Here is an 18,465-nt window from a genome sequence, read left to right as displayed (position 1 = left end):
TTGAGTGAGAAGGGAATAATATGACCGGTATGAGTAATGTAACTAAACTGGCCGGCGAACCGTCAGGTCAGGAATTCCTCGTGTTTACGCTGGGGGATGAAGAGTACGGTATCGATATCCTGAAAGTGCAGGAAATCCGTGGTTATGATCAGGTGACGCGTATCGCTAACACGCCTGCGTTTATCAAAGGCGTCACAAACCTGCGTGGTGTGATTGTGCCTATCGTCGACCTGCGCGTGAAATTTAGCCAGAGCGATGTGGATTACAACGAAAACACAGTGGTGATTGTGCTGAATCTGGGTCAGCGGGTGGTTGGAATTGTGGTAGATGGCGTCTCGGATGTGCTGTCGCTGACAACGGATCAAATCCGTCCGGCACCGGAGTTTGCGGTCACGCTGTCGACGGAATATTTGACGGGATTGGGTGCGCTGGGTGACCGGATGCTGATTCTGGTCAACATTGAGAAGCTGCTGAACAGCGAAGAAATGGCGCTGCTGGATATTGCCGCTTCCCACGTCGCATAATCGCCATAACTCATCCGGCCTACAATGATTGCTGTTGCAGGCCGGATTAGCGTAGCGCATCCGGCAGATTTCCCTCTTACGCTTCCCGCTCAACCAGCTCCGGTTCTTCTTCCAGTAAACCTTCATCCTGCGCCAGCATCGCCGTTGCAATCCCGTTACCTAATACGTTGATTGCTGAACGTCCCATATCCAGGAAGTGGTCAATTCCCATCAGTAACAGGATCCCGGCGACCGGAATGTTAAAGCTCGGGATGGTTGCAGCCAGCACTACCAGTGCTGAACGCGGCACACCGGCAATCCCTTTGGACGCCAGCATCAGCGTCAGCATCAGGACGGTGATTTCTGCGAAGGAGAGGTGGATGTTATAGGCCTGCGCGATAAACATGGAGGCAAATGAACAATAGACCATGGAACCGACCAGGTTAAACGAATAACCGATAGGCAGCACGAATGACACGATGTTGGGTGAGCAGCCAAATTTAGTTAATTGCTCCAGCGTTTTCGGATAAGCGGCCTCAGAGCTGCTGGTGGTGAATGCGACCAGAACCGGGTCTTTCAGCATGCTTACCAGGCGAAATACCTCTTTTTTCAGCATCACATAACCCACAGCCAGCAGAACCAGGCAGGTCAGCAAAATCGCTACATAGTAGCCGCCGATAAACGACGCATAGTTAAGCAGGATCCCCAGACCCTGGGTGGAGATGACGGAAGAGATGGCGGCAAAAATAGCCAGCGGCGCAACGTACATCACGTAGCCGGTCACTTTCAGCATAATGTGGGAAACCACATCCAGCGCGGCAACCAGTGGAGCGTTAAATTTCTCTCCGAGCGATGCGCCACCAATACCGAAGAACATTGAGAACACCACAATTTGCAGGATCTCATTGTTAGCCATCGCTTCGGCGATGCTGGTTGGAATGGTATGCGTCAGAAAACCTTTCAGGCTCATGCCGCCTACGGCCAGGCCGGTGTCGGTGGCTTCCAGCGGGATCGCCAGGTTCAGCCCGCTGCCGGGTTGCTCAAGGGAAACCACAAACAGACCGACCAGGATAGACAATATAGAAGAGCTGATAAACCAGATCATCGCTTTGCCGCCCACGCGACCGATGGTGGACGTTTCTCCCAGGCGCATAATACCAACGGTCAGGGTGCTGAATACTAAAGGTGCGATCACCATTTTAATCAGGCGTAAAAAGATGTCGGTAAGAAGCGTAATGTTATCGGCCCAGGCGGTCACAACGCCGGGGGAGGCATAAGAGTGGATCACCGCACCCGACAGGATCCCCGCCAGCATGAAGATCACGATAAACAACGTGAGTTTGTTTGCATTTGCCACTAAAAAGCCCTCAGTAAGGATTTAACATTTATTGATCGGTTACTCATTTTTTATACTTATTAAGTGGTAACGAGGTATTCATCATATAAATTGGATTAAAGCGTAAGCGGATACAACTTTTTTTAATTTTTTATCCATTTTGTTGTGGTATTTACGATGCGTATGTGTGATCTCAATCACATAAAAATGCGTATTTCGGCCATTCTGACCGTGCTCACCGATGAAAATAAATGTTATTTACATGATAATTATGGTGTTTTTATGTGAATGATTTGTGGTTGCTGCACACCCGTTTTATCTTCCCCTCGCCAGGCTTCACATCCCTTCAGGATTTCCTTTTCGCAAACGTAAAGTTATCTCAGCGAGTGCCGATAACGTTGATAACTCGTTTTCAGGAAGGTGCCTTATGTTTAACCGTATCCGCGTTGTCACAATGCTGATGATGGTGCTGGGGGTTTTCGCACTGCTACAGCTTGTTTCCGGTGGTCTGTTGTTTTCTTCATTGCAGCAGAATCAGCAAAGTTTTGTTATTTCTAACGATCTTCGACAGCAGCAAAGTGAACTCACCTCAACATGGGATCTGATGCTGCAGACACGAATCAATTTAAGCCGTTCTTCTGCGCGCATGATGATGGATGCATCTAACCAGCAAAGCAGCGCCAAAAACGATCTGCTGAAGAATGCGAAAGCATCGCTGGCGCAGGCTGAAACGCATTACGCAAAATTTAAAAACATCACACCGTTGCCGGAAATGGCAGAAGCCAGCGGCAACGTTGAGGAAAAATATCAGCAGTACCATGCGGCCCTGGCAGAACTGGTTCAGTTTCTGGAAAGCGGCAATATGGACGCCTACTTCGCGCAGCCCACGCAGGGAATGCAAAACGCGCTCGGCGAGGCGCTGGGCAAGTACGCCAGCGTTAGCGAAAAGCTTTACGTCCAGGCATTTGATCAAAGCGCGCGGGATTACCATTTCGCCCAATGGCAGCTCGGCGTGCTGGCCGTGGTGCTGGTGCTGATTCTGGTGGTGGTCTGGTATGGCATCCGTCATACCCTGCTTAATCCTCTGTCCCGTGTCATTGCCCATATCCGGGAAATCGCCAGCGGTAACCTGACCGCAACTCTCGCCGTTAGTGGCCGTAACGAAATCGGCGAGTTGGCCAGTACGGTTGATCATATGCAGCGCTCGCTGACGGAAACCGTCACTCTGGTGCGTGAAGGCTCTGACGCGATTTATTCCGGTACCAGTGAAATTGCCAGCGGAAACACTGACCTTTCATCTCGTACGGAACAGCAGGCGTCTGCACTTGAAGAGACCGCAGCCAGCATGGAACAGCTGACCGCAACTGTGAAGCAAAACGCGGACAACGCGCGTCAGGCCTCGCAACTGGCAAAAAGCGCGTCCGATACCGCGCAGCATGGCGGCAAAGTGGTTGATAGCGTGGTGAACACCATGCACGAAATCGCCGATAGCTCGAAGAAAATCGCCGACATCATCAGCGTCATCGATGGCATTGCCTTTCAGACCAACATTCTCGCACTGAACGCGGCAGTTGAAGCAGCACGTGCCGGTGAGCAAGGCCGCGGCTTTGCTGTGGTAGCGGGTGAAGTGCGTAATCTGGCAAGTCGCAGTGCGCAGGCGGCGAAAGAGATCAAAGCATTGATTGAAGATTCCGTTTCCCGGGTTGATACCGGTTCCGTACTGGTAGAAAGCGCCGGCGAAACAATGAACGATATCGTCAATGCCGTGACGCGGGTGACCGACATTATGGGCGAGATTGCCTCGGCATCTGACGAGCAAAGCCGGGGGATTGATCAGGTTGCGCTCGCGGTCTCTGAAATGGATCGCGTTACGCAGCAGAACGCCTCTTTGGTACAGGAGTCAGCTGCCGCAGCGGCCGCTCTTGAAGAACAGGCCAGTCGCTTAACGCAGTCGGTATCGACTTTCCGTCTTGCGTCACGTCCGGCCTCGACAAAACCACGCGATACACGATTACCAGCAGCCCCGAGCGCATCCTATCCGCGCCAGAGCATTGAACAAGATACGAATTGGGAAACATTTTGACTGATAGTTAAACCGCGGCCAGTGCCGCCCAATGGGAGCGTTGATGTTTAATCGTATTCGAATTTCGACCACGCTGTTTTTGATTTTAATCCTCTGCGGTGTTTTGCAGATTGGCAGTAATGGCTTGTCCTTCTGGGCATTTCGGGACGGTTTTCAGAACCTGAATCAGGTCGAACGGAGTAATCAGCAACGCGCTGCGCTGGCCCAAACCCGCGCTGTGTTATTACAGGCCAGTACGGCCCTTAATAAGGCAGGGACGCTGACCGCCCTGAGCTATCCGCCAGAGGACATCAAAACGCTGATGACCCTCGCGCGCGACAGCCTGGCGCAGTCTGAATTGATGTTTAAACGCTTTATGGCGACGTCGGATTCGACGGAACAAGGCAAGGCGCTGTTTGGTGCAACGGAGAATAGTTTCAGCCAGTGGCACAGCGCTCTCGCGCATCAGGCCACCTGGCTTGAAAACAATCAGTTGTCAGATTTTCTGACCGCGCCGGTGCAGGCGGCTCAGGATGCTTTTGATGCGAATGTGAATGCGTGGCAGAGCAACATCGACAGCGTGTTACAAACGGCAGGCGATCAGAGCCAGCGAAATTACCATATGTCGGGGGTGATTTTCGCCACCATGGTGGTACTGGCGGCACTGCTCACCAGCGGTGCGCTGTTCTGGTCGCGCAAGATGATCGTTCAGCCGCTGGCGATTATTGGCAGCCATTTCGACAGTATTGCCGCGGGGAACCTGGCACGACCGGTAGCGGTTTATGGTCGCAATGAGATCTCGGCCATTTTTGCCAGCCTGCAGAAGATGCAAAAGGCGTTACGCGAAACGGTCAGTGACGTTCGTCAGGGCAGCTCAGCCATGCATAGCGGTATTTCAGAAATTGCGATGGGCAATAACGATTTATCTTCGCGAACCGAACAGCAAGCGGCCGCTCTGGCGCAAACGGCGGCCAGCATGGAGCAACTGACCGCCACCGTCGGCCAGAACGCTGATAACGCACGCCAGGCGTCAGGAATCGCCAAAAGTGCGGCAGACACAGCGCATAAAGGTGGCGAGCAGACGTCCCGGGTCGCCAGCACTATGCATGAGATTTCTGCCAGCTCGCAGAAAATCGGCGACATCATCGGCGTGATTGACAGCATTGCCTTCCAGACCAATATTCTGGCGTTGAATGCCGCGGTAGAGGCCGCCAGGGCGGGGGAGCAAGGGCGTGGTTTTGCCGTCGTCGCTGGTGAGGTGCGCAATCTGGCAAGCCGTAGCGCACAGGCGGCGAAAGAAATTAAGGGACTGATTGAGGAATCTGTCACCCGGGTGCATCAGGGCTCGCAGCTGGTGGATATGGCGTCGCGCACTATGACGGAAATAGTCAGTTCGGTGACCCGGGTTAACGACATCATGGGCGAGATTGCCTCGGCATCCGATGAACAGCGCAGAGGCATTGAGCAGGTGGCGCAGGCCGTCAGCCAGATGGACTCCGTGACGCAGCAAAACGCCGGTCTGGTGGAAGAAGCCGCATCCGCCGCCGGACAACTTGCCACGCAGGCCGATCATCTTTCTGCTTGTGTCGCATTTTTTAAACTTGAAGAGCAAACCGTAGCAAAACAAGAGTTGGCGCAGCCTCAGGTTGCGCCCGTTGTATCCTGAATGTGATTGAGAAGGCGCTATGACATCATCTCTGCCCTCCGGGCAAACGTCATTATTGTTACAGATGACACAGCGCCTCGCGCTGTCTGACGCGCATTTTCGTCGGATATGTCAATTAATCTACCAGCGTGCGGGGATCGTACTGGCCGACCATAAGCGGGACATGGTTTATAACCGCCTGGTTCGTCGTCTGCGTACCCTGGGGCTGGATGACTTTGGTCGCTATCTCAGCATGCTGGAAGCTAACCAGAACAGTGCTGAGTGGCAGGCTTTTATTAACTCCCTGACTACCAACCTGACCGCGTTTTTTCGCGAAGGGCATCATTTTCCGGTGCTGTCAGATCACGCTCGTCGGCGCAGCGGTGAATACCGCGTCTGGAGCGCGGCGGCGTCAACCGGAGAAGAACCCTACAGCATTGCGATTACGCTTGCCGATACCTTAGGTATGGCACCGGGCCGCTGGCGCGTTTTTGCCAGCGACATTGATACCGAAGTGCTGGAAAAGGCCAGAAACGGCATTTACCGCCTCGATGAGCTAAAGACGCTGTCACCCCAGCAGTTGCAGCGTTATTTCATGCGCGGCACCGGGCCGCATGAAGGACTGGTACGCGTAAGGCAGGAACTGGCAGGTCATGTTGAATTTTCCAGCGTGAACTTACTGGATAAGCAGTACAACGTGCCTGGCCCTTTTGATGCCATATTTTGTCGTAACGTGATGATCTATTTCGATAAAACGACACAACAGGACATTTTGCACCGTTTTGTTCCACTTCTTAAACCTGACGGGCTGCTGTTTGCAGGTCATTCAGAAAACTTTAGCAACCTTGTGCGCGAGTTTAGCCTGCGTGGACAGACCGTGTATGCGCATGCGCCAGGTAAGGATAAAGCATGAGTAAAATCAGGGTGTTGTCGGTAGATGATTCTGCATTGATGCGTCAAATCATGACCGAAATTATTAACAGTCACAGTGATATGGAAATGGTGGCGACGGCGCCGGATCCGTTGGTCGCCCGGGATTTAATCAAAAAATACAATCCCGACGTCCTGACGCTGGACGTGGAAATGCCGCGCATGGACGGCCTCGACTTCCTGGATAAGTTGATGCGCCTGCGTCCAATGCCTGTGGTGATGGTTTCTTCACTGACCGGCAAAGGTTCAGAGGTCACGCTGCGGGCCTTGGAACTGGGGGCGATTGATTTTGTCACCAAACCGCAACTGGGGATCCGCGAAGGGATGCTGGCGTATAGCGAGATGATTGCTGAAAAGATCCGCACCGCATCGCGCGCAAAACTGGCGGCCCATAAGCCCATGGCGGCACCGACGACCTTGAAAGCAGGGCCGTTACTCAGTTCGGAAAAGCTGCTGGTGATTGGGGCATCAACCGGAGGAACAGAGGCAATTCGCCATGTACTCCAGCCATTGCCGCTTTCAAGCCCCGGTATTCTTATTACCCAGCATATGCCACCAGGGTTTACCCGTTCGTTCGCCGAACGTCTGAACAAACTGTGCCAGATAACCGTGAAAGAGGCAGAAGACGGAGAGCGCGTACTCCCGGGGCATGCGTATATCGCGCCGGGCGACAAGCATATGGAACTGGCACGCAGCGGCGCGAACTATCAAATCAAAATTCATGACGGTCCGCCGGTTAATCGGCATCGGCCCTCAGTGGATGTGCTGTTCCATTCGGTGGCGAAACATGCGGGGCGCAATGCCGTCGGGGTGATCCTGACCGGTATGGGCAACGATGGCGCAGCCGGAATGTTAGCGATGAATCAGGCGGGAGCCTGGACCATTGCGCAAAACGAAGCAAGTTGTGTGGTGTTCGGCATGCCGCGCGAGGCCATCAATATGGGTGGCGTAAGCGAAGTGGTCGATCTTAGCCAGGTGAGCCAGCAAATGCTGGTGAAAATTAGTGCCGGACAGGCAATACGTATTTGAATCAGGAGTTTATTTTTATGGCGGATAAAGAGCTTAAGTTTTTGGTTGTGGATGACTTTTCCACCATGCGTCGCATCGTGCGTAACCTGCTTAAAGAGCTGGGATTCAACAATGTTGAAGAAGCTGAAGACGGCGTGGATGCGCTGAACAAGCTGCAGGCTGGGGGATTCGGTTTTGTTATTTCTGACTGGAACATGCCGAACATGGATGGACTGGAACTGCTGAAAACCATCCGTGCTGATGGCGGGATGGCTTCTCTGCCGGTGCTGATGGTCACGGCAGAAGCGAAAAAAGAGAACATCATTGCGGCAGCACAGGCAGGTGCCAGTGGCTATGTCGTGAAACCGTTCACGGCGGCGACGCTGGAAGAAAAACTGAATAAAATCTTTGAGAAACTGGGCATGTGAGGGTGTGATGATGATGCAACCACAAATTAAACCTGCTGACGAACACTCTGCAGGGGACATCATCGCGCGCATCGGCAGTTTGACCCGAATGCTGCGCGACAGCCTGCGTGAACTGGGGCTGGATCAGGCCATTGCCGAAGCGGCAGAAGCGATTCCTGATGCCCGCGATCGTCTCGATTATGTTGTACAGATGACCGCGCAGGCGGCGGAGCGTGCGCTAAACAGCGTAGAAGCTTCGCAGCCGCATCAGGACGCGATGGAAAAAGGGGCCAAAGACCTGACTAAACGCTGGGATGAATGGTTCGAAAATCCGATCGAACTCTCCGACGCACGTGAACTGGTCACCGATACCCGTCAGTTCCTTGGTGATGTACCTGGACATACCAGCTTTACCAATGCCCAACTGCTGGACATCATGATGGCGCAGGATTTCCAGGATCTCACCGGACAGGTCATCAAGCGCATGATGGATGTTATCCAGGAGATTGAACGTCAGCTGCTGATGGTTCTGTTGGAAAACATTCCGGAACAGGGCGCTCGTCCAAAACGTGAAAACGAAAGCTTGCTTAACGGCCCGCAGGTTGACGCCTCGAAAGCCGGTGTAGTGGCAAGTCAGGATCAGGTTGACGACCTGCTGGATAGCCTCGGGTTCTGATGAGTATTTGCCGGATGTGAGGCGTGGGCCTCTCATCCGGCTTATGCGCAATTCTGCTTAAAGCCATAAATCCCGTCTTTTTTACCGCTTACTCTTCCCATTGCTGGATAGCTGTTCTGGCATCATTCTCGCCTATATCTCTATCTAGGGTCTGATGCGTGGCAGAAGAAAGCGACGACGACAAAACAGAAGCCCCCACACCCCACCGACTTGAAAAAGCGCGGGAAGAAGGGCAGATCCCCCGATCCAAAGAGCTAACCTCACTGCTTATTTTGCTGGTGGGTGTGTGCATTATCTGGATTGGTGGGGAGTCGCTTGCCCGTAGGCTGGCTGGCATGCTGTCGGCCGGATTACGTTTTGACCACAGTATGGTCAACGACCCGAATCTGATCCTCAGCCAAATCATCCTGCTGATTAAAGACGCGATGATTGCGCTGTTGCCGTTGATTACCGGCGTCGTTCTGGTGGCTTTAATTTCCCCGGTGATGCTTGGCGGCTTGATTTTCAGCGGTAAATCCCTGCAACCCAAATTCTCCAAGCTGAATCCGCTGCCGGGCATTAAGCGCATGTTTTCCGCGCAAACCGGCGCAGAACTGCTCAAAGCAATACTGAAGTCCACGTTGGTGGGAAGCGTGGCCGGATTTTATCTCTGGCATAACTGGCCGGCGATGATGCGTCTGATGGCGGAGTCACCGATTACGGCGATGGGCAACGCCCTGGATTTAGTCGGTATGTGTGCACTACTGGTGGTACTTGGCGTTATTCCGATGGTGGGGTTCGACGTCTTTTTCCAGATCTATAGCCATGTGAAAAAGCTACGTATGTCGCGTCAGGATATCCGCGATGAATTTAAGCAAAGCGAAGGTGACCCGCACGTTAAGGGCAAAATTCGTCAAATGCAGCGCGCGGCCGCTCAGCGTCGCATGATGGCGGATGTGCCGAAAGCAGACGTTATTGTCACTAACCCTACGCACTACTCAGTGGCGTTGAAGTATGACGAGAACAAAATGAGTGCGCCGAAAGTTGTTGCGAAAGGGGCCGGGCTGGTTGCGCTGCGCATTCGTGAAATTGGCGCAGAGCACCGTGTCCCGACATTAGAAGCGCCGCCACTGGCGCGTGCGCTCTATCGCCATGCTGAGATTGGTCAGCAAATACCGGGTCAATTATATGCCGCCGTTGCTGAAGTACTGGCATGGGTATGGCAGCTAAAACGCTGGCGTCTGGCTGGCGGCAAGCGTCCACCACAACCTGAAAACCTTCCGGTGCCTGAAGCACTGGATTTCATGAACGAGAAGAATACTGATGGCTAATCTGGTCGCGATGCTGCGTCTGCCCAGCAACCTGAAATCCACGCAATGGCAAATACTTGCCGGACCGATCCTCATCCTGCTGATTCTGTCGATGATGGTGCTGCCGCTGCCGGCTTTCGTCCTCGATTTGCTGTTCACATTTAACATTGCGCTGTCGATCATGGTGCTGCTGGTGGCGATGTTCACCCAGCGTACACTGGAGTTTGCCGCATTCCCGACGATTTTGCTGTTTACCACATTATTACGTCTGGCCCTGAACGTCGCGTCTACCCGTATCATTTTGATGGAAGGACACACTGGCGCGGCGGCGGCGGGGAAGGTGGTTGAAGCCTTTGGTCACTTCCTGGTGGGCGGTAACTTTGCGATCGGCATCGTGGTCTTCGTGATTCTCGTCATCATTAACTTTATGGTAATCACCAAAGGTGCGGGGCGTATCGCCGAGGTTGGCGCGCGCTTCGTGCTGGATGGTATGCCCGGCAAGCAGATGGCGATTGATGCGGATTTGAATGCCGGTCTGATTGGCGAAGATGAAGCTAAAAAACGACGTTCGGAAGTGACCCAGGAAGCGGATTTTTACGGCTCAATGGACGGTGCGAGTAAATTCGTCCGTGGAGATGCCATCGCCGGTATTTTGATCATGGTGATCAACGTGGTCGGCGGTCTGTTAGTTGGGGTGTTGCAGCATGGTATGAGCATGGGCAGCGCTGCGGAAAGTTATACCCTGTTGACCATCGGTGACGGGCTGGTGGCACAAATTCCTGCGCTGGTTATCTCTACCGCGGCGGGTGTTATCGTGACCCGCGTGAGTACCGACCAGGACGTAGGCGAACAGATGGTGACCCAACTGTTCAGTAACCCCAGCGTCATGTTGCTCAGTGCGGCGGTACTTGGACTTTTGGGTCTGGTTCCGGGCATGCCTAACCTGGTGTTTCTGATGTTTACTGCCGCATTGTTGGCTCTGGCATGGTGGATGCGCGGTCGTGAGCAAAAAGCGCCAGATGAACCGCAGCCGGTGAAAATGCCGGAAAACAACTCCGTGGTGGAAGCCACATGGAACGACGTGCAGCTGGAAGATTCGCTGGGCATGGAGGTTGGTTACCGCCTGATCCCAATGGTGGATTTTCAGCAGGATGGCGAGTTACTGGGGCGAATTCGCAGTATTCGTAAGAAATTTGCCCAGGATATGGGCTTCCTGCCGCCGGTGGTACACATTCGAGACAATATGGATCTGCAGCCGGCCCGCTATAGAATTTTGATGAAAGGGGTAGAAATTGGCAGCGGTGACGCCTATCCGGGACGCTGGCTGGCCATTAACCCGGGTACTGCCGCCGGGTCGCTGCCGGGTGAGAAAACGGTCGATCCGGCGTTCGGACTGGACGCTATCTGGATTGAAAGCGCATTGAAGGAACAGGCGCAGATTCAGGGCTTTACGGTGGTTGAAGCCAGTACTGTTGTTGCTACACATCTAAACCATCTGATTGGACAGTTCGCCGCTGAGCTGTTTGGCCGTCAGGAAGCGCAGCAGTTACTGGATCGAGTGTCGCAGGAGATGCCAAAGCTGACGGAAGATCTGGTGCCGGGCGTTGTGACGCTCACCACTCTGCATAAAGTGCTGCAGAACTTGCTGGATGAGAAAGTACCGATTCGCGATATGCGCACCATTCTTGAAACGCTGGCGGAACATGCGCCGTTGCAAAACGATCCGCATGAGCTTACCGCGGTCGTCCGTGTTGCGTTAGGACGTGCCATCACTCAGCAGTGGTTCCCGGGTAATGAAGAGGTTCAGGTTATCGGTCTTGATATTCCGCTCGAGCGTTTGCTGCTGCAAGCGCTGCAGGGGGGCGGCGGTCTGGAGCCTGGGCTTGCAGACCGACTGCTGGCCCAGACTCAGGAAGCGCTGTCCCGGCAGGAAATGTTGGGCGCGCCGCCGGTCTTGCTGGTTAATCACGCGTTACGTCCGTTACTGGCGCGGTTTTTACGCCGCAGCATCCCGCAGTTGGTGGTGTTATCGAATATGGAGCTTTCCGATAACCGCCATATCCGCATGACGGCGACCATTGGAGGTAAATAATGCGTAAGTTACTGTGGTTGTTGTTTTTTCCTCTGGTGGCGCAGGCCGCCGGAGAAGGGGCCTGGCAGGCAAGTGGCATGGGGATCACCTTAAATCACCGTGGCCAGTCAGCCTCGTCTGATCCTTTGGTTCCCAGCCAGCCGGTCTCAGGCTTGATGACGCTGGTGGCCTGGCGCTATGAGCTGAATGGCCCAACGCCCGCAGGTTTGCGGGTGCGTTTATGTTCTCAGTCCCGTTGTGTCGAACTGGACGGGCAAAGTGGGACCACCAACGGGTTCAATAACGTTCCGGCCATTGAACCGATGCATTTTGTCTGGGAGGTCCCCGGCGGTGGTCGCCTGATCCCCGCGTTACGCATTCAGAGCAATCAGGTGATTGTGAACTACCGTTAACCCCCTCCGTCATTCAGACCAGCAGTTGAAACTGCTGGTTGTTTCAACATCTCAGCCTCTCATTCAATTAAATAGAAACGCCGTTTTATAAAATAAGTGACGTACGTTGCCGGACTCTTTGTATTGTTGCCATTTCACGAGTCCTTCTGGCAGAAATAGAAAGGTTTCACTTTCTGTTAGCTTTTACTGTGACCCTATAAGGATGCCCATTGTCAAAGCGAGGATTGCGGGGCCTCCAAAAAAGCTGCTGCGCCGTAACAGGGGCAGGTCACAGCATTGAATCCGACATTGACAGAGGTTTAGTAAATGATTGTTTACCCGGTTAAACATAGCCCGTTATTGCGCCAGCCAGAACATTTTATTGCCAGGGATGAATTAAAAACGCTGATCAAAAAGGTGACGCATAACCTGGTCAATATTCATGACGAAACCGGCGAGTTCTTGCTGCGTCTGGACGATGGACGCGTAATTGATACTAAAGGCTGGGCGGGATGGGAGTGGACACACGGCGTCGGCCTGTACGGGATGTATCAGTACTATCTGCAAACCGGCGATGAAACGATGCGCGATATCATCGATAGCTGGTTTGCCGATCGCTTTGCTGAAGGTGCAACCACTAAAAACGTGAACACCATGGCGCCATTTTTAACGTTGGCGTATCGCTATGAAGAGACGCGTAATCCAGCGTATCTGCCGTGGCTCGACAGCTGGGCTGAGTGGGCAATGCATGAGATGCCGCGTACCGAATTTGGTGGTATGCAACACATCACGCTGGCGGAAGAAAACCATCAACAGATGTGGGATGACACGCTGATGATGACGGTTTTACCGCTGGCGAAGATTGGCAAGCTACTCAATCGCCCGGACTACATCGAAGAGGCAACGTATCAGTTCCTGCTGCACGTGCAAAACCTGATGGATAAAGAAACGGGGCTGTGGTTCCACGGCTGGAGCTATGAAGGAAATCATAACTTTGCTAATGCCCGCTGGGCGCGTGGCAACAGTTGGTTAACTATCGTGATCCCGGACTTCCTCGAATTACTTGATTTACCGGAAAACAATGCTGTTCACCGCTATCTTGTACAGGTCCTGAACGCGCAAATCGCGGCGCTGGCGAAATGCCAGGATGAAAGTGGGTTGTGGCATACCTTGCTGGACGACCCGCAGTCGTATCTGGAAGCATCGGCAACTGCCGGATTTGCCTATGGGATCCTCAAAGCAGTACGTAAACGCTACGTTGGGCAAGAGTATGCGCCGGTAGCCGAAAAAGCCATTCGCGGCATTGTGCAGCATATTTCACCGGAAGGTGAACTGCTGCACACCTCGTTTGGTACCGGGATGGGACACAATCTTGATTTCTACCGCAACATCCCTCGGACCTCCATGCCTTACGGACAGGCGATGGCGATGCTGTGCCTTACCGAATACTTGCGAAAGTATTTTTGATATCGGTATTCGATGGCGATACCGCTATCGGACCTGATTGTTCAGTCGTCACTGTTTGTACCGTGTTGTCCTGCGGGGCAAACAGATGATCCATGATCTGACGCATAACCGGCGCGGCGGTGACACCATCGCTGCCGCCGTTTTCCAGAATTAACGCCACCGCGACCTTCGGGTTCTTATAGGGTGCAAATGCGGTATAGAACACGTGGTCGCGCAAGCGGACAGGGATCATCTTCGCATTGTAGGTCTGATTTTCTTTCAGGCTAAAGACCTGCGAGGTGCCGCTTTTTGCCGCAATGCCGTATGGCGCGGTGTGAAAGAACTTATAACCTGTACCATTTGGTTCATTCGCCATGCCGAACATCGCCTGACGCACCAGTCCCCAGTAGGGCGATGAGGCCGAGGCGATTTGTGATGGTGCTTCTGGAGCCTGATACGGCGTGATGGTTTTGCCGCTCTCTTCATCGAGCAGCAGGTGAGGGACGATAACCTTGCCGTTGTTAATCAGTGCGACCATGGCTTTTACCATCTGAATAGGTGTGGCAATCCAGTAGCCCTGACCGATGCCAACTGAAATAGTGTCCCCCTGATACCAGGCTTTTTTGTGCACTTTTTGCTTCCATTCGCGGCTCGGAAGCAGGCCGTTATACTCCTCATCAAGATCGATGCCGGTCGGTTTACCATAACCAAACTGGCTGAGCATGCTGTTAATCCGGTCGATCCCCATCATATACGCCACCTGATAGAAGAACGTATCGGCAGACTCTTCTATCGCTTTGGTGACATCCAGCATACCGTGGCCCGTTTTTTTCCAGTCACGGTAATGTCGCTCGGTGCCGGGTAGCGTCCAGGTAGGGGCACCGAAGAAACTGGTCTGCGGAGTGATTACCCCGTTCAGTAATGCCGACATCGCCATATACGGTTTGACCGTTGAAGCGGGAGGGTACAATCCCTGCGTGACGCGGTTGATTAATGGCAGGTCTTTATCCTGGAGTAGCTTGTTATAGTCCTGATAGCTGATGCCTTTGACAAACGGATTAGGGTCATAGCTGGGGTTTGAGACCATCGCCAGTACGGAACCGTCGTGTGGATCTTCAACCAAAACGGCGGCACGCTGGCCAGCCAACAGGCTCTCAATGTATTGCTGTAAATGTAAATCCAGCGTCAGATGGATATCTTTTCCGGCAACGGGCGGCACATCTTTGATCAGGCGTACGATGCGTCCGTGGTTATCTACTTCCACCTCCTGATAACCGGTTTTTCCATGCAGTTCGTTTTCGTAATAGCGCTCAATACCTTGCTTACCGATGTTGTGATCGGCGGCGTAGTTCTCCGCCAGACCCTTTTGATCCAGTGCTTTCAGGTCGTTGTCATTGATTTTTGAAACATAACCCAGGACATGCGCCAGCGCCGCGCCATAGGGATACTGGCGGTCTTCGTAACTATTGATGTTGACGCCGCTAAAATGAAACTGGTTTACCGAAAAACGGGCGATTTCGACATCGGTTAGCGCATTTTTTAGCACCACAGGACGATAGCGGCTGCTGGCTTTCAGCTCATGGCGAAACTGGTCTATGTCATCAGGTGTGAGGTCAACGATCGGCGTGAGCTGCTGGAGTAACGCATTCATATCGCTGATTTTATACGGCGTAACGGAAATATCGTACCAGGTAACGTTGCGCACCAGCGGGATGCCGTTGCGATCGTAAATCATGCCACGCGTTGGGGCGACGGGCAGCATTTTGATGTCGTTTGCATTCGACCGGGTGGTGTAATACTGGTGCTGGCAGATTTGTAAGTTATACAGATTGTAAATTAGGATGCCAAAACAGATGACTACCAGGCCAAAGGCCACCAATACACGCCGCTGGAAGAGCTTTTCTTCCGCCTCAAAATCTCTGAATGTCATTGACCCGTACCCGATTAATTCGCCGCCTAATGATACGGAGGCTTAGACGGGATGACAGGCAAAAGATGTTCCATATCTCTAGGGAAATGTGTCATTCCTTGTGGGTTGTTACAAATTACAGTGAACGTAGCGCCTGATGGTGCTTTGCTGATCAGGCCTACGAGGGCGGTCATTCGGGGAAATAAAAAAGCCCGCGACATAGCGCGGGCTTTCACATTATTTGAGGTGATTACATACGTTCTACGGTTTCGATACCCAGTGTATCCAGACCCAGCTTCAGGGTTTTCGCCGTCAGTTGTGCCAGCTTCAGTCGGCTGTTACGAATCTCTTCGTTTTCAGCGCTGAGAATAGGGCAGTGCTCATAGAAGCCGGAGAACAGACCAGCAACGTCGTACAGGTAAGCACACATCACGTGTGGCGTACCTTCACGCGCAACGACGGTCAGCGTTTCTTCAAACTGCAGCAGACGCGCCGCCAGTTGGGCCTCGCGATCTTCGCTGATAACGACCTGCGCATTTGCCAGCGCGCTTTCGTCGATATCTGCTTTACGGAACACGGACAGTACGCGGGTATAAGCGTACTGCATATATGGCGCGGTGTTACCTTCGAACGCCAGCATGTTGTCCCAGTCGAAGATGTAGTCGGTGGTACGGTTTTTGGACAGATCCGCGTATTTCACTGCGCCGATACCGACCGCATTTGCCAGTTTTTCCAGTTCGTCGGCAGGCATGTCCGGGTTCTTCTCCGCGACCAGACGACGTGCGCGCTCCAGCGCTTCATCCAGCAGATCGGCCAGTTTAACCGTGCCGCCCGCGCGGGTTTTGAACGGTTTACCGTCTTTGCCCAGCATCATACCGAACATGTGGTGTTCCAGCGGCACTGAATCCGGCACATAACCAGCTTTACGTACGATGGTCCAGGCCTGCATTAAGTGCTGATGCTGGCGAGAGTCGATGTAATAAAGTACACGATCGGCATGCAGGGTTTCGTAACGATACTTGGCGCAGGCGATGTCGGTTGTGGTGTAGAGATAGCCGCCATCTTTCTTCTGAATGATAACGCCCATCGGTTCGCCTTCCTTGTTCTTGTACTCATCAAGGAATACGACGGTAGCGCCTTCGCTTTCAACAGCCAGGCCTTTCGCCTTCAGATCGGCGACGATGCCAGGCAGCATCGGGTTGTACAGGCTCTCGCCCATGACGTCGTCACGGGTCAGGGTAACGTTGAGGCGATCGTAGGTTAACTGGTTCTGCGACATGGTAATGTCGACCAGTTTGCGCCACATCTCGCGGAAGTATTCGTCACCGCCTTGCAGTTTCACGACATAACTACGGGCGCGTTCAGCGAAGGCTTCATCTTCGTCGTAATGTTTTTTCGCATCACGGTAGAAACCTTCCAGGTCAGCCAGCGCCATCTCTCCGGCATTTTCCTGCTGCTGTTTTTCCAGCCATGCGATGAGCATACCGAACTGAGTACCCCAGTCGCCGACGTGGTTAGCGCGAATAACGTTGTGACCGAGGAACTCCAGCGTACGCACCGCCGCGTCACCGATGATGGTGGAACGCAGGTGACCAACGTGCATCTCTTTCGCTACGTTAGGCGCGGAGTAGTCAACCACGACGGTTTGTTTAGCCGGTTGAGTGACGCCCAGACGATCGGAAGCCAGCGCCTGCTGAACGTGCTGCGCCAGAAATACCGGATCGAGAAAAATATTGATAAAGCCCGGGCCTGCAATTTCAACTTTGCTGGCAATCCCGTTGAGATCCAGATGAGTCAGCACCTGCTCAGCCAGTTGTCGCGGCGCCATACCCAGTTTTTTAGCGACAGCCATCATGCCGTTAGCTTGATAGTCGCCGAACTGTACTTTTGCTGACTGACGAACCTGCGGTTCGCAATCTGCAGGCGCGCCTGCAGCAATCATGGCCTGACTGACTTTTTCTGAGAGAAGAGCCTGAATATTCACCGGAATACCTTACATTTATGAAGCGGCCTAAAATTCACCGCACCAGTTTAAGAATTAAGGGCGGGAGTATACTGCAAATGCCCGTTGCCGTCAGCATTGTGTGTACCGCCAGTAGCCTGAAATATAAACAATGCAATGGCGTAAATTTATTCATGATGTGTTCGGAGAAAACAGCGGTTGGATGGCGCAGCGCAACAGAGTAAATTAGCGACTTTGAACATGGATATGAGCTTTTAATATGGCGAACTGGCAAACCGTTGCAGAACTACAGGATATTTCTGCAGATTTACCGCATTTCACGCAGGCATTAACGGAACTTTCTACCCGTCTTGGGCTGGATATCACAGGCCTGGAAGCCGATCACATTTCCTTGCGTTGCCATCAAAATACCACCGCAGAGCGCTGGCGTCGTGGGTTTGAACAGTGCGGTGAATTGTTGTCAGAAAACATCATTAACGGCAGACCTATTTGTCTTTTTAAACTGCATGAGCCGGTTTGTGTGCAACATTGGCAATTTTCCATCGTCGAACTGCCGTGGCCGGGCGAAAAACGCTACCCACATGAAGGCTGGGAACATATTGAAATTGTTCTGCCGGGAGAGGCGGAAACGCTGAATGCGCGAGCGCTGGCGCTGCTTTCCGATCACGGTCTGAGTCAACCGGGCATTTTTGTGAAAACCAGCTCGCCAAAAGGTGAGCGTGAGCGTTTACCGAATCCGACGCTGGCGGTTAGCGATGGTAGCGTGACGATAAAATTCCATCCGTGGTCGATTGAAACCATTGTGGCAAGCGAACGTCAGGAGTGAGC

General features: G+C 53.1%; 15 protein-coding genes. 12 read left to right on the top strand and 3 right to left on the bottom strand.

Annotation, left to right across the window (positions count from 1 at the left end):
- Window positions 1-20: 20 nt before the first annotated feature.
- Entirely contained in the window at window positions 21-524 is a 504-nt protein-coding gene (gene cheW / locus OGX97_RS10235) for a chemotaxis protein CheW (protein WP_003034638.1), read from the top strand.
- A 76-nt stretch (window positions 525-600) separates the two neighbouring features.
- Here the strand turns inward: cheW and OGX97_RS10230 are convergent, their stop codons facing one another.
- Window positions 601-1,860, bottom strand: a complete 1,260-nt coding sequence (locus OGX97_RS10230; RefSeq protein WP_003833882.1) for a dicarboxylate/amino acid:cation symporter — start codon at window positions 1,858-1,860, stop codon at window positions 601-603.
- Between the two features lie 406 nt (window positions 1,861-2,266).
- Here OGX97_RS10230 and tar point away from each other — a divergent pair, with 406 nt between their 5' ends.
- From tar to bglB, 10 genes are all read left to right on the top strand, one after another.
- Entirely contained in the window at window positions 2,267-3,922 is a 1,656-nt protein-coding gene (gene tar / locus OGX97_RS10225) for a methyl-accepting chemotaxis protein II (RefSeq protein WP_003833879.1), read from the top strand.
- Window positions 3,923-3,965: 43 nt separating this feature from the next.
- Window positions 3,966-5,567 (top strand): methyl-accepting chemotaxis protein IV, encoded by a 1,602-nt coding sequence (tap, locus tag OGX97_RS10220; protein WP_218659169.1) that lies wholly within the window; start codon window positions 3,966-3,968, stop codon window positions 5,565-5,567.
- A 19-nt stretch (window positions 5,568-5,586) separates the two neighbouring features.
- A complete protein-coding gene (gene cheR / locus OGX97_RS10215) occupies window positions 5,587-6,459 on the top strand; it encodes a protein-glutamate O-methyltransferase CheR (RefSeq protein WP_032943796.1) in 873 nt (290 codons plus the stop codon).
- A complete protein-coding gene (locus OGX97_RS10210) occupies window positions 6,456-7,505 on the top strand; it encodes a protein-glutamate methylesterase/protein-glutamine glutaminase (RefSeq protein ID WP_279850684.1) in 1,050 nt (349 codons plus the stop codon). Before cheR ends, OGX97_RS10210 begins: the two co-directional genes overlap by 4 nt.
- A gap of 17 nt (window positions 7,506-7,522) precedes the next feature.
- Window positions 7,523-7,912: a chemotaxis response regulator CheY gene (gene cheY / locus OGX97_RS10205; protein ID WP_003034656.1), complete on the top strand. Its 390-nt coding sequence runs from the start codon at window positions 7,523-7,525 to the stop codon at window positions 7,910-7,912.
- Window positions 7,913-7,922: 10 nt separating this feature from the next.
- Window positions 7,923-8,567 (top strand): protein phosphatase CheZ, encoded by a 645-nt coding sequence (cheZ, locus tag OGX97_RS10200; RefSeq protein ID WP_003034659.1) that lies wholly within the window; start codon window positions 7,923-7,925, stop codon window positions 8,565-8,567.
- A 158-nt stretch (window positions 8,568-8,725) separates the two neighbouring features.
- Entirely contained in the window at window positions 8,726-9,877 is a 1,152-nt protein-coding gene (gene flhB, locus OGX97_RS10195) for a flagellar biosynthesis protein FlhB (RefSeq protein WP_003833866.1), read from the top strand.
- On the top strand, window positions 9,870-11,948 hold the full coding sequence (flhA, locus tag OGX97_RS10190; protein ID WP_218659170.1) for a flagellar biosynthesis protein FlhA: 2,079 nt from the start codon (window positions 9,870-9,872) through the stop codon (window positions 11,946-11,948). The genes flhB and flhA overlap by 8 nt, the downstream gene beginning before the upstream one ends.
- Entirely contained in the window at window positions 11,948-12,340 is a 393-nt protein-coding gene (flhE, locus tag OGX97_RS10185; RefSeq protein ID WP_003833862.1) for a flagellar protein FlhE, read from the top strand. Before flhA ends, flhE begins: the two co-directional genes overlap by 1 nt.
- A 306-nt stretch (window positions 12,341-12,646) precedes the next feature.
- Window positions 12,647-13,786: a beta-galactosidase BglB gene (gene bglB, locus OGX97_RS10180; protein ID WP_008785063.1), complete on the top strand. Its 1,140-nt coding sequence runs from the start codon at window positions 12,647-12,649 to the stop codon at window positions 13,784-13,786.
- On the opposite strand, the gene mrdA is transcribed toward bglB, so the two are convergent.
- Both mrdA and argS read right to left on the bottom strand, forming a co-directional pair.
- Entirely contained in the window at window positions 13,758-15,695 is a 1,938-nt protein-coding gene (mrdA, locus tag OGX97_RS10175) for a penicillin-binding protein 2 (protein ID WP_048216124.1), read from the bottom strand. The genes bglB and mrdA overlap by 29 nt on opposite strands.
- 229 nt (window positions 15,696-15,924) lie before the next feature.
- Window positions 15,925-17,658, bottom strand: a complete 1,734-nt coding sequence (gene argS / locus OGX97_RS10170) for an arginine--tRNA ligase (RefSeq protein ID WP_008785061.1) — start codon at window positions 17,656-17,658, stop codon at window positions 15,925-15,927.
- Between the two features lie 238 nt (window positions 17,659-17,896).
- Here argS and OGX97_RS10165 point away from each other — a divergent pair, with 238 nt between their 5' ends.
- Window positions 17,897-18,463 carry a VOC family protein gene (locus tag OGX97_RS10165; protein ID WP_003833855.1) on the top strand — a complete coding sequence of 189 codons (567 nt, stop codon included), beginning with the start codon at window positions 17,897-17,899 and terminating at the stop codon, window positions 18,461-18,463.
- Window positions 18,464-18,465 lie beyond the last annotated feature (2 nt).

The sequence above is a fragment of the Citrobacter sp. Cpo061 genome, from assembly GCF_030332845.1.
Lineage (GTDB): Bacteria > Pseudomonadota > Gammaproteobacteria > Enterobacterales > Enterobacteriaceae > Citrobacter > Citrobacter portucalensis.
Note: the sequence above shows the minus strand (reverse complement) of the source record. Positions and strands in the feature narration are given on the sequence as shown.